Consider the following 14,571-nt stretch of genomic DNA (forward strand, 5'->3'; position numbering starts at 1 on the left):
ACTAGAAAACTGATAAAAAGTAGTTTCTAGAAGGTTACTAAAACTAGCAAGCTAAACACTAGCACGCTAGCACACTGGCCAACTAGCAAACTAACGAAAGGTCAAGCTACAAAGGGCGCATGGCGGATGCCTTGGCACTAGGAGCCGACGAAGGACGTGATAAGCTGCGATAAGCTGTGGGTAGGCGCAAATAGCCTGTGAGCCACAGATTTCCGAATGGGGCAACCTGCTCAGCTACGCTGAGTACTGTATGCTGAATTCATAGGTATACAGAGGCAAACCCGGGGAACTGAAACATCTAAGTACCCGGAGGAAGAGAAAGAAAAATCGATTTCCTAAGTAGCGGCGAGCGAACGGGAAAGAGCCCAAACCTAAGTCTTCGGATTTAGGGGTTGAGGATAGATCATAATGTCTTAGATTTTCTAATCGAAGAGAGCTGGAACGCTCCACCACAGAAGGTAATAGTCCTGTAGGTAAAAGAAATATAAGTAAGATCTACTCCAGAGTACCACGAGACACGTGAAACCTTGTGGGAAGCTGGGAGGACCACCTCCCAAGGCTAAATACTACCTAGTGACCGATAGTGAAGAAGTACCGTGAGGGAAAGGTGAAAAGAACCCCGGGAGGGGAGTGAAATAGAACCTGAAACCGTGTGCCTACAAACTGTCGAAGCACTTTACATGTGTGACGGCGTGCTTTTTGTAGAACGAGCCAGCGAGTTATGGTATGTAGCAAGGTTAAGCACTTTTGGTGCGGAGCCGCAGGGAAACCGAGTCTGAATAGGGCGATTAGTTGCATGCTGTAGACCCGAAACCGAGTGACCTATCCATGGCCAGGTTGAAACGGAAGTAAAATTCCGCGGAGGACCGAACCGCGTTGGTGTTGAAAAACCATGGGATGAGCTGTGGATAGCGGAGAAATTCCAATCGAACTCGGAGATAGCTGGTTCTCCCCGAAATAGCTTTAGGGCTAGCGTCAGGTAATGAGTAATGGAGGTAGAGCACTGAATAGGCTAGGGGGCATATAGCTTACCGAACCTTATCAAACTCCGAATGCCATTTACTTTTATCCTGGCAGTCAGACTACGAATGATAAGATCCGTGGTCAAAAGGGAAACAGCCCAGACCATCAGCTAAGGTCCCAAAGTGTAAGTTAAGTGGTAAAGGATGTGGGATTTCTAAGACAACTAGGATGTTGGCTTAGAAGCAGCCACTCATTTAAAGAGTGCGTAATAGCTCACTAGTCAAGAGATCCTGCGCCGAAGATGTCCGGGGCTCAAACTTACCACCGAAGCTATGGATATACAATGTATATGGTAGGGGAGCTTTCTGTACGGGTTGAAGTCGTACCGTAAGGAGCGGTGGACTGTACAGAAGTGAGAATGCTGGCATAAGTAGCGAGAAATGAGTGAGAATCTCATTGGCCGAAAATCTAAGGTTTCCTGAGGAAGGCTCGTCCGCTCAGGGTTAGTCGGGACCTAAGCCGAGGCCGAAAGGCGTAGGTGATGGACAATCGGTTGATATTCCTATACCACCATGATCCGTTTGAGAAATGGGGTGACGCAGTAGGATAGGATGTGCGCACTGATGGATGTGCGTCTAAGCACTTAGGATGATTGAACAGGCAAATCCGTTCAGTCTTAAGTCTGAGGTGTGATGGGGAGTGAAATTTTAGTAGCGAAGTATCCGATTCCACACTGCCAAGAAAAGCCTCTATCGAGGAAAATGGTGCCCGTACCGCAAACCGACACAGGTAGATGAGGAGAGAATCCTAAGGCCAGCGGAAGAATTGTTGTCAAGGAACTCGGCAAATTAACCCCGTAACTTCGGGAGAAGGGGTGCCTACGAGAGTAGGCCGCAGTGAATAGGCCCAAGCAACTGTTTAGCAAAAACACAGGTCTCTGCTAAAGCGAAAGCTGATGTATAGGGGCTGACGCCTGCCCGGTGCTGGAAGGTTAAGGGGATTGGTTAGCGTAAGCGAAGCCTTGAACTTAAGCCCCAGTAAACGGCGGCCGTAACTATAACGGTCCTAAGGTAGCGAAATTCCTTGTCGGGTAAGTTCCGACCCGCACGAATGGCGTAATGATTTGGGCACTGTCTCGACAACAAATCCGGTGAAATTGAATTGGAGGTGAAGATGCCTTCTACCCGCGATTGGACGGAAAGACCCCGTAGAGCTTTACTGTAGCTTAGCATTGAATTTCGGTATTGTCTGTACAGGATAGGTGGGAGACTTAGAAGCAGGGGCGTCAGCTTCTGTGGAGTCATCCTTGGGATACCACCCTGACAGTATTGAAATTCTAACCGGAGGCCATGAATCTGGTCACGGGACATTGTTAGGTGGGCAGTTTGACTGGGGCGGTCGCCTCCTAAAAAGTAACGGAGGCGCCCAAAGGTTCCCTCAGCGCAGTCGGAAATTGCGCGCAGAGTGTAAAGGCAGAAGGGAGCTTGACTGCGACACATACAGGTGGAGCAGGGACGAAAGTCGGGCTTAGTGATCCGGTGGTTCCTCGTGGGAGGGCCATCGCTCAACGGATAAAAGCTACCTCGGGGATAACAGGCTGATCTCCCCCAAGAGTCCACATCGACGGGGAGGTTTGGCACCTCGATGTCGGCTCGTCGCATCCTGGGGCTGAAGTCGGTCCCAAGGGTTGGGCTGTTCGCCCATTAAAGCGGCACGCGAGCTGGGTTCAGAACGTCGTGAGACAGTTCGGTCCCTTTCCGTCGCGGGCGTAGGAAATTTGAGAGGAGCTGTCCTTAGTACGAGAGGACCGGGATGGACCAACCTCTGGTGCACCAGTTGTCACGCCAGTGGCATAGCTGGGTAGCTATGTTGGGAAGGAATAAACGCTGAAAGCATCTAAGCGTGAAGTCCACCTCAAGATTAGATTTCCCATAGCGTAAGCTAGTAAGACTCCTGGAAGACTACCAGGTTGATAGGTCGGAGGTGTAAGCATGGTAACATGTTCAGCTGACCGATACTAATAAGTCGAGGGCTTGATCAAAATATAACTGACAATTAGTGATTGACAGTTGACAATTAAAAGATTTTCCACACTGTGCAATTTTGAAAGAACAATAAAGTTCTTTTAAAGGAAACTCGCTCAGCAAAGCTGAGGAGTACTATATGTCTAAGGTCTAAAGCCCTAAGAACTATAGCATCTGGTGATTATGGCTTGAAGGTAACACCCCTTCCCATTCCGAACAGGACGGTTAAGCTTCAAAGCGCCGATGGTACTGCAGGGGAAGCCCTGTGGGAGAGTAGGTCGTCGCCAGGTTATTTATTTTGATCTACTAGCTCAGTCGGTAGAGCACATGACTTTTAATCATGGTGTCCGGGGTTCGATTCCCCGGTAGATCACCAAAAAACGTATCTCTTTTAGAGGTACGTTTTTTTATTTGTTAATTAAAAATGTATAATTGTTGATTAGGGGTATGTGTGGCAATAAAAAATATGATTTTCGAAATAAAGGAATTAACATTAGTATTGCATATATGGTAAAACTATGGTTTAATATATGTCGAAATAGTAAAAAAAGGAGTATTATTATGAGCAGCAATATATTAAAACCAGTAGAAATAAGAGAGGCAACCATAAAAAGTGCAGAAGAAAAAGCAGAGATAAAACTAGGGAGTGGAATTATTTTAGGTATCCTAGCAGGTGCTTTTATAGCTATAGGTGGAGCGGCAGCGGCTGTGGCATCGCATAGTGTTAATAACATAGGGTTATCGAAGCTTGTAAGTGGAATAATATTCCCAGTAGGGCTCATGTTAGTATTAATTTGTGGAGCAGAGTTATTTACTGGAAACAATCTTATGATTATAGCTGCCTTAGAAGGAAGAATAAAATTTAAAGATATGCTTAGAAATTGGGTAATAATATATATATCTAATTTTATAGGTGCCACAATTATAGCATTTTTAATTTTTTATTCAGGGATGCTTGATATTAATGGTGGAAAAGTAGGAGCCACACTAATTAAAATGGCGGCTAAAAAATCAGGGTTAAGCTTTAGTACAGCTTTTGCTAGTGGGATAATATGTAATATTTTAGTATGTCTTGCGGTTTGGTCATCTTATGCAGCCAAAGATGTTATAGGTAAGATAATAATGCCTTGGTTTCCTATAATGGCATTCGTTGTTTGTGGCTTTGAACACTGTGTAGCTAATATGTATTACTTAACTATAGGTATGTTTGCTAAGACTAATGCACTTTATGTACAAGCTTCTGGAATTGGAGCAGATAAGTTAGCTCTTGTTGGAGGGAAAGCGTTTATAAATAATTTAATACCTGTAACTCTTGGCAATATTTTTGGGGGAGCAGTTTTAGTGGGTGGAGCATATTTTTTAGCATATAAAAAGGATAATTAACAAACAAATCTAAAATATATTAATGATAGATATCTATGGTATTTTTGTTATTAACGCTATGAATATTTTAATGATAAATATAATAGAATATAGTTAATATATGTGGATATATTGTATAATTACAACATGAAATGTGAATAAGTATTATAGGTAATAAGAAATAATTAAAATAAATAACAGCTTAAACATAACTAGGATTTAAGGATAACTAAAAGAGCTATTTGGAAAATATAAATTTATATTTTCCAAATAGCTTCTAAATAATTAACAGGAGAATTTAATTAAAGCTTTTTTTCGCATATATATTCTATAAATTATTTCTTCAAATAATGAAAATAATCCAGTAGTAATAAAGTAAATTCCTAAAGCAATAGGTGCTTTTACTGTTAAGACTAGGCTAAATATGCTTGTGGTTAAAAGGCTTAATTTAACACTTTCATTTTTCAAAGGAGATTTCAAATAATTTAGATAAGGTATATATGAAAGTAAATTTGGACAAATTGAAACGAATAAATATATAGTTGGAATTATAAAGTGGGGGTCTGGAAGTTTAATACTGCATACCCAAGGAACAAGAATACTACCCACACTTATAGGCATTTTCATAATTACAAAATATAATGAAGATATTATAGGTAATTGCAATAAACTTATTAAACAACCTAACATAGATTTAGCATTTTCAGTGTAGCATTTTTGAAGTTCTTGCTGGAGTTTAGCTTTATTATTTCCATACTTATTTTTTATATCTTCAATTTTTTTAGACATGCATTGCTGATGGTACATGCTCTTTTTTTGTTTTATTGATATAGGGATAAGACAAATCCTTACTAGTATCGTTATTAAAATTATGGCAATACCTAAGTCACCAGTAATATTGAAAATGTAATTTAATATATAATTAAGTGCATTAAAAATGATATTCATACAAATCTCTCCTTTTTATTGATGGTGTATCCCACCATACAATACTTCATTTTAACTATTGAGTTTATAAATATCATTTTTAATTAAAAAAGTTCGCAATACCTCCAAATGTCATACTTTTCATAACATAGATAGTTTTTTATAGTTAAGTTTTTTCCATAATCCAATGCTTCTATATGGACATTTTTAACCAATGAGAGATTAAAATTTTTCCTACATTGGGTAAATGCCACCATTATATAAAATAAATTTGCTAAGAATATGAAAAGCAGCATGAACTGAATTATATTAACAATATCAAATTTCATAATGAACCTCACATATATATTTATACATAAAATTTATTACTTAAAATTTCTTATTTTAACCAAAGTTGAGTTAAAAAACTCAATAGTGATTACTATAAAAGATATTAATATTAAATAGTAAATACAATTGTTTAGATTTAATAAATAATCAAAGACTTCCTTACCGAATATTTTGCCAACAATAAATCTTGAAAGAAATATAAAAATTACGTAAAAAACTAGTGCAACCATTTCGCCATAGGTATTTTCTTTATTTGCAAAAATACTTTGATAAAAAGTATAGGAAGAATTTCTTTGTCGAATTTTTCTACTTATAGGATAAAGTATTAATGAAATGGCATTAGCTAATATAAAATTATCAACCGTAATTCCAAATGAAGAATATTTATATACAAGTTTATTTACTATAGCCATAAATAATGAAAGTATAATAAGTGTTAATAAATATTTTTGTATAAAATTTAGTATTTTTAAGTAGATGCTTTTATTTCCATTATACTCGTTTATTATGGACATGCAAAATTTTTCATAATCTTTTCCTATAAATAAATTCATAGGTTTATTTTCAAGCTGAGCTTCAAGTATTAGAGATATAATTTCTTGTAATACTTCCTCTTTTTCTATAACTGATAAATTGCTGTTTTTGATGCAAGTGGTTATAGATTTATATAGAGCTAAATTTTCAGCATTTAGCTTTTTTTCTTGTTCCAGTCTTAATTTTAATAATTTCAATGTTAATATCATGGTTACCCCTCCAATACAGTTTCAACATTTCTTTTTATTTCTTTCCAAGAAAGCATGAAGTCATGCAATTCGCTCTCTCCAGCTTCTGTAAGATAATAATATTTTCTCATAGGGCCTAGGGGAGACTTTTTCATAATGGAGTATAATAAGTTTTTTTTCTCTAAACGTATAAGTATAGGATACACGCTGCCTTCTGAGATTTCACTGAAGCCATAATTTGTTAAACATTCACATATGGCATAACCATAGGTTTCTTTATTGCTAACTATTTTTAAAATGCATCCTTCTAATAAACCTTTTAATATTTGGGTTGTATTTGCCACATAATCACCTACTTTGTATTGCATAATAGCTTTTATAAATTATATAATATATCTACTACTATGTAATGTCAAGTAGTATTATATTAATATTTACAAAATAATTGCTGTAAATTAAATGTAAACATTGACTATAAATTAAATGCTATAATAAAATGTTGTGTAAGGCAATATAGGATAGAGTTATTGAACTATGTATATGTGGATATTGTTTTATTACAAAATAGGAGATAAGTTATCTACTGAAACACAATGCTGAAGATAAAATAAATATTTTTTTTAATGCAGAATATTAAAATTTCAAGTAGTAAAATATGTGGATAAAATATGTTGATGGAGGAGGGTAAAAAGCATGGTTTCAATGGAAGTTAAAAACCTAACAAAAAATTATGGCAAAGAGAAGGCAGTCAGTGGAATTTCATTTAAGTTAAATGCAGGCGAGATTACAGTTCTTGCAGGTCCAAATGGAGCAGGAAAAACCACAACTATAAAGTGTATATTATCTCTTTTAAGAAAAAACGAAGGGGAAGTTTTTATATGTGGCAAGAGCATTAAGGATAAAAATATAAGAGAAAAGTTAGCTTATATGCCGGAGACGCCAGATATATACCCATATCTTACAGTATGGGAGCATTTGAAATTTATAGCTTTAGCTTATAAATTAGGTAGTTGGGAAGAAAAAGCAGAGGAGATGCTAAAATTATTTGGCATTTGGGATAAGAAGAATCAAATAAGCAAAAATTTATCTAAAGGAATGAAACAAAAGGTATCTATTTGTATGGGACTTTTACATAATCCAGATATATTTTTAATAGACGAACCATTTGTAGGTTTAGATCCTAAGGGAATTAAAGATTTTAAGGATATTTTAAAGTTATTAAGAGACGATGGTAAAACAATACTTATAAGTACACATATACTCTCTTCAGTGGATAAACTAAATGATAGAATTATTATAATGAAGAAGGGAAAAATTATAGCTGACGGAAGCAAACAGGAGTTGCAGGATGCAATTGGAGCAGAAGAGCAAATGTCACTAGAGGATATATTCTTAAAGATTTCAGAGTAGTGAAGAAACCTTGTTGTGAGTATGTGAAAATTTAGGAATTTATATATTTGAAAAATTGATAAATATAGTTAATAAGAGTAAGGTACATTCATATAAAAATAATTAACAAAAGTAAATATGGAATTTATGGGGAGGCTTTAAAATGATTCGAGACTTTAAAACCCTATTATTTATGAATTTTGCGCAATTTAAAAATAGAGTTAAAAATGCTTTGGCTAATCCTATAACGGCTATTAGAGAATTTGGCGCTTTTATATTTCCCTTTATTTTTATTTTTATAAGTTTATTGGGGAATAAAAGCAAAAGAAAACCTATTAGATACATTAAAGATGTGGGTAAAGATTTTATAGGAATATTTATTATAGTAATATTGCTTTTAATAGTTTTATATATTTTATTTAAAGCATCTCAGGATTACAAACCTTTAAACTTTAGTATACAGGATGTACATTATTTATTTCCATCACCTATAAGTGAAAAATCCTTGTGGATTTTTTCTATACTATTTGGAGCGTTAGGATTTATAGTAAGTTATTTTTTCATTGCAATAGTTATATGGGTGATATTTTTAAAATCTATAAAAGTGAGCTTATTAAAGCTAGTCATTAGTTCATTGGCCGTGGGAGTAATACATTTATTTTTTAAAAGTTTAAATTTCATGCTTTACTCCATTAAGGTTAGGTACAATGCGGAAAAAATAGTAAAAATAATATCCAAGTTGCTTGTGGTAGGGATATTTTTATATGTAATTTTGGTATTTTGGTTTTATGGAAATAAATCTTTTTTACAAACTGTTAGCATCATAAGTTCAGGTGTGCCTATATTATCATGGATGAAAGATATAATAATTTATCCATTAACTACTTATGGATTCCCTGTAACGCAATTTATTTTAGTATCCATCATTACAGTTTTATTGTTTGTAGGGTCTGTTATTCTAGCAGTAGATTATTATGAAGCTGTAAGTGAGAATGTGGAATTAAATAACATTAATGTTGAAGAAATAAATATAGATAAAATGGCTTTAGAGGAATCTGTAAATATAGATGAAAAAAAGGTGAAAGAGGTAGAGGAGAATTTTCTTCATAGAGTAACAGGAGAGGGAGCCTTTTTATACAAAAATTCTTTATTGTTTAGTAGAAAAAGTTCCTTAAGAAAAAGGACAATGACATATTTAATTTTAGCGGTTATATTTGGTGGGATAGGATATACTCTTAGAAACTTTCCTAAGAAAGAAGAGCTTCAGTTAATAATAGCTTTAATGGGCATGTCTGTTTCTATGGGTGTTAATCCTGTTTCTAGCATAAAATATGAATTAACAAAGACTTATATATATTTAATGCCTGGAAGTGTTAAGAAGAAAATAATATATATAATTTCTCACGATTATATTAGATGTATTATGACTTTAGTAAGTGTAATGATTCCTTTAGCAGTTATGGCTAGGATAAATATTTTAACAGCATTTTTATATATTGTGGCATTGCTAATGGTTAATTTAGCTAAAGGGTTATCTAAGATAGTGGTTCACTTTTTTATACCAGTAGATGATAAAGGCAGTGGGGGAGTAATAGAGGCAATAATTCAGTATATTGTATTTTTAGTACCAGTTATAATTGGCATTCTTATTTATTTTGCAACTAAAATGATATATATTTCACTTCTATCCATGGGCGTTTTAGGATTTATATTTGTCATGCTTATATTGTATTTGAGTGAGAAATTATTTAGTCATGTGGAATTGAGATAGAAAATTAAATGCAGGTATAAAGCAAAGTTCTAAGTTTCAAGCTTAGTGTTGTTATTTGAAACTTAGAACTTGTTATCTAGTGCAGCAATGGAGCTGAAGTTCAGCCTATATAAATTGAAGCTTTAGAGCTGACAGGTTGGTGATAAATTTTTTATTATAAATAGTTTATCTTATTTCGTACTTTTTTGTGTGTTGCAAGGTATTGATATCTGTTGGCCTGTTCTAATTACACTAGATTCCTTAAGATTATTTAATTTTATAATTTCTATTACACCATCTCGGGAATCGCACCAACTCATATATTCTCGTGCAATTTTAAATAATGTGTCTCCAGGTTTTACTGTATAGGTTAAAGTGTCTAGCTTATTTGTTATGTTTGGATTTTGTGCTTCAGGAGAGTCATAAGTTGGAATATTGATAGTTTTGCCGGTTATTAAAAGACAATTTTCATCTATTTTATTTAATTCCTTTAGAGTATTTATAGCTTTAGATGTATCTATATAGGGCATGTACTTTCTAGAAATACTAAACAAAGTGTCTCCAGATTTTACTTTATAGGTTATTATTTTTTCTTTAGACTCTTCTTGAGAAAGCTCCTTTGTCTCGGAAGATTTGGAAGTGTCATCCTTTGAATTTGAAACTACCTCTTTTTCCATATCTTTATCTGAAACTTTAAAGGGCTCTACAGTATTTTCTGTGTTAGAAATATTTTTAGTTTTAGTATTGGATAAATCTGCAGATAATTCCTCAGTATTTATAGGTGCAAGATAGTTATAAACAGTATATGATATTGCAGCTAATATAAATATTGTACATAAAGTTATAGCTAACTTACTCCAATAAAGTTTTATCCATCCTAGGTTTATTTTTTTCATTTTTTAATATCATCTCCTTTTCAATACATCTTTATTATTTCCAAATGGTGGAATTTTATACAATTAATTTGATGAATTTTAAAGTAAAAAGGGGATGATTAAAATATTTTACTAGTATACTCTTGTATGTGACGGTTATAACTTTAAGTATTAATTATATTAAATTTATACAGGCAATGTATAATTATTTATATGCAGGAAGTTTACATTAAGTAATTAGTATATATTAATCTTAAAGGATGATTAATTTTAGATAAATTCACTTTCTTGTTTTTAGAATTCAGTATTTTTTTTAGATTTCTTATATACCTATCTTTATTTTTGGAGTTAAGTGATAAAAAGTATCTGTATTCTCCTTCTATGGATTTTAAATTTTGTAATTTACTTAAGTCTCCATTCTGAATATAATTTTTTAATGAGGTAGCCCATAAATACAAGTGCATGCTCATAATACTCCACATATTAGAGTCTAAATTATTACTTATATTTTGCTGCAGATATAGTTTTTCGAAATTTCTTAGGTTTTCTGGAGGTTTAGAACCTTGGTAACTTAGGTCTATTATGGAGAAGTACCATAGGGTTTTTAAAACATCTGTTAATATTTTATTTAAGGGTATCATAGGAAGTTTTTTAATGGTCAACTCCGAATAAAGACTTATTTTAAGTTGAGATGATACAGAACTAAAAATATCTTCATCTTTAAAAGTATTTAATAGATAGTATAAATCATATATATTTTTATAGAAACCATCTAGTTTAAATATTTGGAGGCCTATGGAGTTAATGGCAAAAGTTAAAAGCTTATCACTTATTAATGTTGCAGGAGAAATACATAATGGAGAAAAGTTTAGCTTCATGCCAAAAGTTTCAGTATTCTTTGTAGAGTTTACTGGTATTTCGTTGGTATCCATAAATAAGAAATCAAATTTTAAAAGAAAATTACTTTTTCTCTTTTTAGGATTATAATAAAAAGGCAAATCTAACATATAAGTTACCATGGGAAGAGTCTTGCCTTTTGCAGGAATATATTCTTTAAAGGAGCATTTTATCTTATTATAAGTTAGATTTCTACATACACTTTTTAATATTTCTATAATTTCATTATTGGATAGATTACAAACAAAATCTATATCAGCAGTACATCTTTGCACAGGAAGTGGAAGATATGCTTGAGTACAGGCGCCTCCCTTTAATATGCATCTATCTTTTGTAAGTTTTTGAATTTCACCTAGCATTTCATAAGACCACATATGTCTTTCTAATATATAATTTCTATAAAATCCATATTTTTCAGCTGTTTTACGTATATAATCTTTGCTAAAAAGTTCTATTGGATGAACTAATCCATTTAAGGAGGCACCATACATATAAAAACATCCTTTCTATATTTTACTTTCTTATCTTAGGGCTATCTACACATACTAGTAACTTGTATATAGGCAAAATATATTGGTAGATATGCCTCTAAATAGCAATTTATAGTTTTAGTAATTTTAATTAATGTATTAGTATGATTAAACCACAAAAAGGTATAATGTGATAGAATTATGCAATTTCTCCTCCATGACTTGCATAAGAGCTCGGAACAATAAATTTAATTTAAGAAATTCTAATCTTTTAGCCATATAAAATTATTTAACGCTCACATTCAGCGTCCTGCCTCAGGTTCGCTAGCCTGGCGTCCTTGCCAGGCTTACGATAATTTTATCTGTCTAAAAGAAGAATTTCTAAAATTAAATTTAAACAGTTCCTTTGCTTCTTATGCAAGTCATTCCAGAGAAATTTCATAATTCAAGCAATGTAATACTTATTGTGGGTTAATCATTAGTATAAATTTATTTATATTATATGTATATTAACTATAAAAAATATGTAGTAAGTTAAAATAGTAAGGGTAATAATATAATTCAGGTAATGGAATACTTTTTGTGGGATAACCTTAATATAACTTTTGTATTTATGAAATCACAATTTAAAGCTATATTTTTATTTTCTTTATTTATCGTTAATGTAGAGCTAGAAAATTATGCGGAAATATCATTATCTAATTAAAGGTAATGATAAAGTAATGATAAAGTAGTGATAGAGTAATGTATTTGTAGGATTGGAGACTAGTAGTAGAGATTTACTATTTACTGCAGTAAAAATTAAGGGAAAACGTTGACATAAAGGTAATATAGATATATTATATACGTATATCCATATATGTGAATATACAAAGAAAAGGTGATAATAATTGAATAATTTAATAGATTTTTTTAAAATGCTTTCAGATGAAACAAGGTTAAGGATAATAATGCTTCTGTGGCAAAAGCCTCTATGTGTATGTGAGCTTTGTTATATATTGAAATTATCTCAACCTAAGGTGTCAAGACATCTTGCAAAGCTTAGGGATATAGGGATAGTTAGAGATGACAGACAAAGCCAATGGATTTTTTACTATTTAAATATAGAAGATAAGGTTATGAAGGATATTGTCCATAAAATAGGAGAACATATAGATGATTATGGCATCCTCAAGAAAGATTTAGAAGTCTTTAAAAATAGAAATGTGGATTATAAGGATCTTTGCAAAAGAGAATAGGATATTAATAATTATAACTACATAGTGCAAATTTGAAAGACTGTTACATTAAAGTAGTAATGTAAATCACAAATTGCAGATTAATAATTCAAATATATTATTCTATGAAAGAGGTGTTGTTTTATGATTATTAAAATTTTAGGTACTGGTTGTGACAAATGTGACAAGCTCCAAAAGAATATAAAAAAAGCAGTGGAGGAATTAGGAATAGATGCTGCTGTAGAGAAGGTAGAAGATTTGAAGAGTATAATGATGTATGGTGTTATGAGTACTCCAGCATTAGTAATAGACAATAAGGTAAAATCAGTGGGTAAAGTTCTTTCTGTAGAAGAGATTAAAAATTACTTAAAATAGGGGGACCAGATTATGGATAAAAAAATAAAACTCTATCTTTTAACAGGATTTTTAGGTTCGGGAAAAACTACTTTCTTGACTAATGTATTAGAGAGCCTTAGTGAAAGAAAAGTTGGAGTAATTATGAATGAGTTCGGGAAAATTGGTATAGATGGAACAATTATAAAAAAAGAAGGTATGGAGCTAGTAGAAATTAATAGAGGGTCTATATTCTGTTCTTGCCTAAAACTATCCTTTGCTTCAGCTATGATAGAGATGGCAGATAGGGAAATGGAATATTTATTTGTTGAAAGTTCAGGGCTTGCAGATCCCTCCAATATAGGCGATATTTTAGAAGGTGTAGCGTCTGTAAAGGGTGATGTATATGATTATAGGGGAGCTATATGTCTTGTTGATGCACCTAATTTTCTAGAGCAAATTGTAGATTTAGAAACTGTAGAAAGACAACTAAAACACTGTCATATGGTAATATTAAATAAAATAGATTTAGTAAATGATGATATGTTAAACAAGGTCATGGCCAAAATTGCTGAAATAAATAGTAAGGTACATATAGAAAAGGCTTCTTTCGGAAAGATAAACTTGGACTTTTTAGAAAAAGACCTTACTAAAGACGGATGGGTTGAAATAGAAGAGAGCAGTAACACTCCAGAAAATAAGCCAAAGACTTTAAATTTAACTTACGAAGGTGAAATTACTAAAGATAAATTAACAGCATTTATAGATAAAATATCCTCCGATGCATTTAGAATAAAGGGATTCTTCAAATTAGAAGATGGATGGAATCAAGTGGATGTAGTTAATAAGAAAATTGACTATAAACCTTGGGATAAAGATGAAGGTACTTCACAGATGGTTATAATATCTAAAATAGGACCTAACATAATAAGACCAATATTTAGTGCTTGGGAAGAGGTAGTGGGAAAAGAGATGAAGCTTAGATAAAAACATTAAATGAAAGCTTGAAGTAAACATATAAATTAAACGCATAAATTAAAAATATAAATTAAATATTCAAATAAAACATCTAAATAAAGTATTTAAATAAGACACGTAAATAAAATCTGTTTATAAGGCGGCAATAAAAGACTATAGAAAATATAGTTGTTGCTATCTTAAGGCAGATTTTTTATCATTTAAGGCAGTTTATATTTTTTGTTAATATATAATTATATGCAATGGGTAATGATATAATTATATGTAAGAATAGGTATTTAATGATTAATGAAATTTATTCCTTGTAGTTTCAGTAATTTCAGTAAGTATATGC

General features: G+C 32.6%; 11 protein-coding genes, 1 tRNA gene and 2 rRNA genes. 9 read left to right on the plus strand and 5 right to left on the minus strand.

What is annotated here, in order from left to right; all coding sequences use genetic code 11:
• Positions 1 to 99: 99 nt before the first annotated feature.
• The 4 genes from CC89_RS15265 (at position 100) to CC89_RS15280 (ending at position 4,370) form a co-directional block, all read left to right on the plus strand.
• A 23S ribosomal RNA gene (locus CC89_RS15265) occupies positions 100 to 3,004 on the plus strand.
• A gap of 156 nt (positions 3,005 to 3,160) precedes the next feature.
• Positions 3,161 to 3,277, plus strand: a 5S ribosomal RNA gene (gene rrf / locus CC89_RS15270).
• Positions 3,278 to 3,287: 10 nt separating this feature from the next.
• A tRNA-Lys gene (locus CC89_RS15275) sits at positions 3,288 to 3,363 on the plus strand.
• A gap of 185 nt (positions 3,364 to 3,548) precedes the next feature.
• Positions 3,549 to 4,370 (plus strand): formate/nitrite transporter family protein, encoded by an 822-nt coding sequence (locus CC89_RS15280; protein ID WP_035293423.1) that lies wholly within the window; start codon positions 3,549 to 3,551, stop codon positions 4,368 to 4,370.
• A 264-nt stretch (positions 4,371 to 4,634) separates the two neighbouring features.
• Here CC89_RS15280 and CC89_RS15285 read toward each other — a convergent pair whose 3' ends face one another.
• The 3 genes from CC89_RS15285 to CC89_RS15295 all read right to left on the minus strand — a co-directional run bounded on the left by CC89_RS15285 (position 4,635) and on the right by CC89_RS15295 (position 6,672).
• On the minus strand, positions 4,635 to 5,297 hold the full coding sequence (locus CC89_RS15285; RefSeq protein WP_035293427.1) for a YidC/Oxa1 family membrane protein insertase: 663 nt from the start codon (positions 5,295 to 5,297) through the stop codon (positions 4,635 to 4,637).
• A gap of 344 nt (positions 5,298 to 5,641) precedes the next feature.
• Positions 5,642 to 6,349: a hypothetical protein gene (locus CC89_RS15290; protein ID WP_035293429.1), complete on the minus strand. Its 708-nt coding sequence runs from the start codon at positions 6,347 to 6,349 to the stop codon at positions 5,642 to 5,644.
• Between the two features lie 2 nt (positions 6,350 to 6,351).
• A complete protein-coding gene (locus CC89_RS15295) occupies positions 6,352 to 6,672 on the minus strand; it encodes a PadR family transcriptional regulator (protein ID WP_207641515.1) in 321 nt (106 codons plus the stop codon).
• A gap of 349 nt (positions 6,673 to 7,021) precedes the next feature.
• Between CC89_RS15295 and CC89_RS15300 the strand changes: the two genes are divergently transcribed.
• Together CC89_RS15300 and CC89_RS15305 are read left to right on the plus strand one after the other, a co-directional pair.
• Positions 7,022 to 7,738: an ABC transporter ATP-binding protein gene (locus CC89_RS15300; RefSeq protein WP_035293433.1), complete on the plus strand. Its 717-nt coding sequence runs from the start codon at positions 7,022 to 7,024 to the stop codon at positions 7,736 to 7,738.
• A 142-nt stretch (positions 7,739 to 7,880) separates the two neighbouring features.
• Positions 7,881 to 9,488, plus strand: a complete 1,608-nt coding sequence (locus CC89_RS15305) for a putative ABC exporter domain-containing protein (protein ID WP_035293434.1) — start codon at positions 7,881 to 7,883, stop codon at positions 9,486 to 9,488.
• A gap of 170 nt (positions 9,489 to 9,658) precedes the next feature.
• Here CC89_RS15305 and CC89_RS15310 read toward each other — a convergent pair whose 3' ends face one another.
• Positions 9,659 to 10,363, minus strand: a complete 705-nt coding sequence (locus CC89_RS15310; RefSeq protein WP_035293439.1) for a LysM peptidoglycan-binding domain-containing protein — start codon at positions 10,361 to 10,363, stop codon at positions 9,659 to 9,661.
• A gap of 203 nt (positions 10,364 to 10,566) precedes the next feature.
• On the minus strand, positions 10,567 to 11,730 hold the full coding sequence (locus CC89_RS15315) for a nucleotidyl transferase AbiEii/AbiGii toxin family protein (RefSeq protein ID WP_035293441.1): 1,164 nt from the start codon (positions 11,728 to 11,730) through the stop codon (positions 10,567 to 10,569).
• An 869-nt stretch (positions 11,731 to 12,599) separates the two neighbouring features.
• Between CC89_RS15315 and CC89_RS15320 the strand changes: the two genes are divergently transcribed.
• The 3 genes from CC89_RS15320 to CC89_RS15330 all read left to right on the plus strand — a co-directional run bounded on the left by CC89_RS15320 (position 12,600) and on the right by CC89_RS15330 (position 14,246).
• Positions 12,600 to 12,947, plus strand: a complete 348-nt coding sequence (locus tag CC89_RS15320) for an ArsR/SmtB family transcription factor (RefSeq protein ID WP_185750771.1) — start codon at positions 12,600 to 12,602, stop codon at positions 12,945 to 12,947.
• A gap of 123 nt (positions 12,948 to 13,070) precedes the next feature.
• Entirely contained in the window at positions 13,071 to 13,301 is a 231-nt protein-coding gene (locus CC89_RS15325) for a thioredoxin family protein (protein WP_035293443.1), read from the plus strand.
• Between the two features lie 12 nt (positions 13,302 to 13,313).
• The gene (locus CC89_RS15330) at positions 13,314 to 14,246 is read left to right on the plus strand and encodes a CobW family GTP-binding protein (RefSeq protein ID WP_035293446.1); all 933 of its coding nucleotides are present in this window, start codon (positions 13,314 to 13,316) and stop codon (positions 14,244 to 14,246) included.
• The last annotated feature ends 325 nt before the right edge of the window (positions 14,247 to 14,571 follow it).

This window comes from Clostridium sp. KNHs214, from assembly GCF_000744935.1.
Lineage (GTDB): Bacteria > Bacillota > Clostridia > Clostridiales > Clostridiaceae > Haloimpatiens.

Coding starts and splice junctions, on each gene's coding strand:
- CC89_RS15330 (WP_035293446.1), top strand. CDS start 13,314: ATGGATAAAAAAATAAAACTCTATCTTTTAACAGGATTTTTAGGTTCG.
- CC89_RS15325 (WP_035293443.1), top strand. CDS start 13,071: ATGATTATTAAAATTTTAGGTACTGGTTGTGACAAATGTGACAAGCTC.
- CC89_RS15290 (WP_035293429.1), bottom strand. CDS start 6,349: ATGATATTAACATTGAAATTATTAAAATTAAGACTGGAACAAGAAAAA.
- CC89_RS15300 (WP_035293433.1), top strand. CDS start 7,022: ATGGTTTCAATGGAAGTTAAAAACCTAACAAAAAATTATGGCAAAGAG.
- CC89_RS15305 (WP_035293434.1), top strand. CDS start 7,881: ATGATTCGAGACTTTAAAACCCTATTATTTATGAATTTTGCGCAATTT.
- CC89_RS15310 (WP_035293439.1), bottom strand. CDS start 10,363: ATGAAAAAAATAAACCTAGGATGGATAAAACTTTATTGGAGTAAGTTA.
- CC89_RS15280 (WP_035293423.1), top strand. CDS start 3,549: ATGAGCAGCAATATATTAAAACCAGTAGAAATAAGAGAGGCAACCATA.
- CC89_RS15315 (WP_035293441.1), bottom strand. CDS start 11,730: ATGTATGGTGCCTCCTTAAATGGATTAGTTCATCCAATAGAACTTTTT.
- CC89_RS15285 (WP_035293427.1), bottom strand. CDS start 5,297: ATGAATATCATTTTTAATGCACTTAATTATATATTAAATTACATTTTC.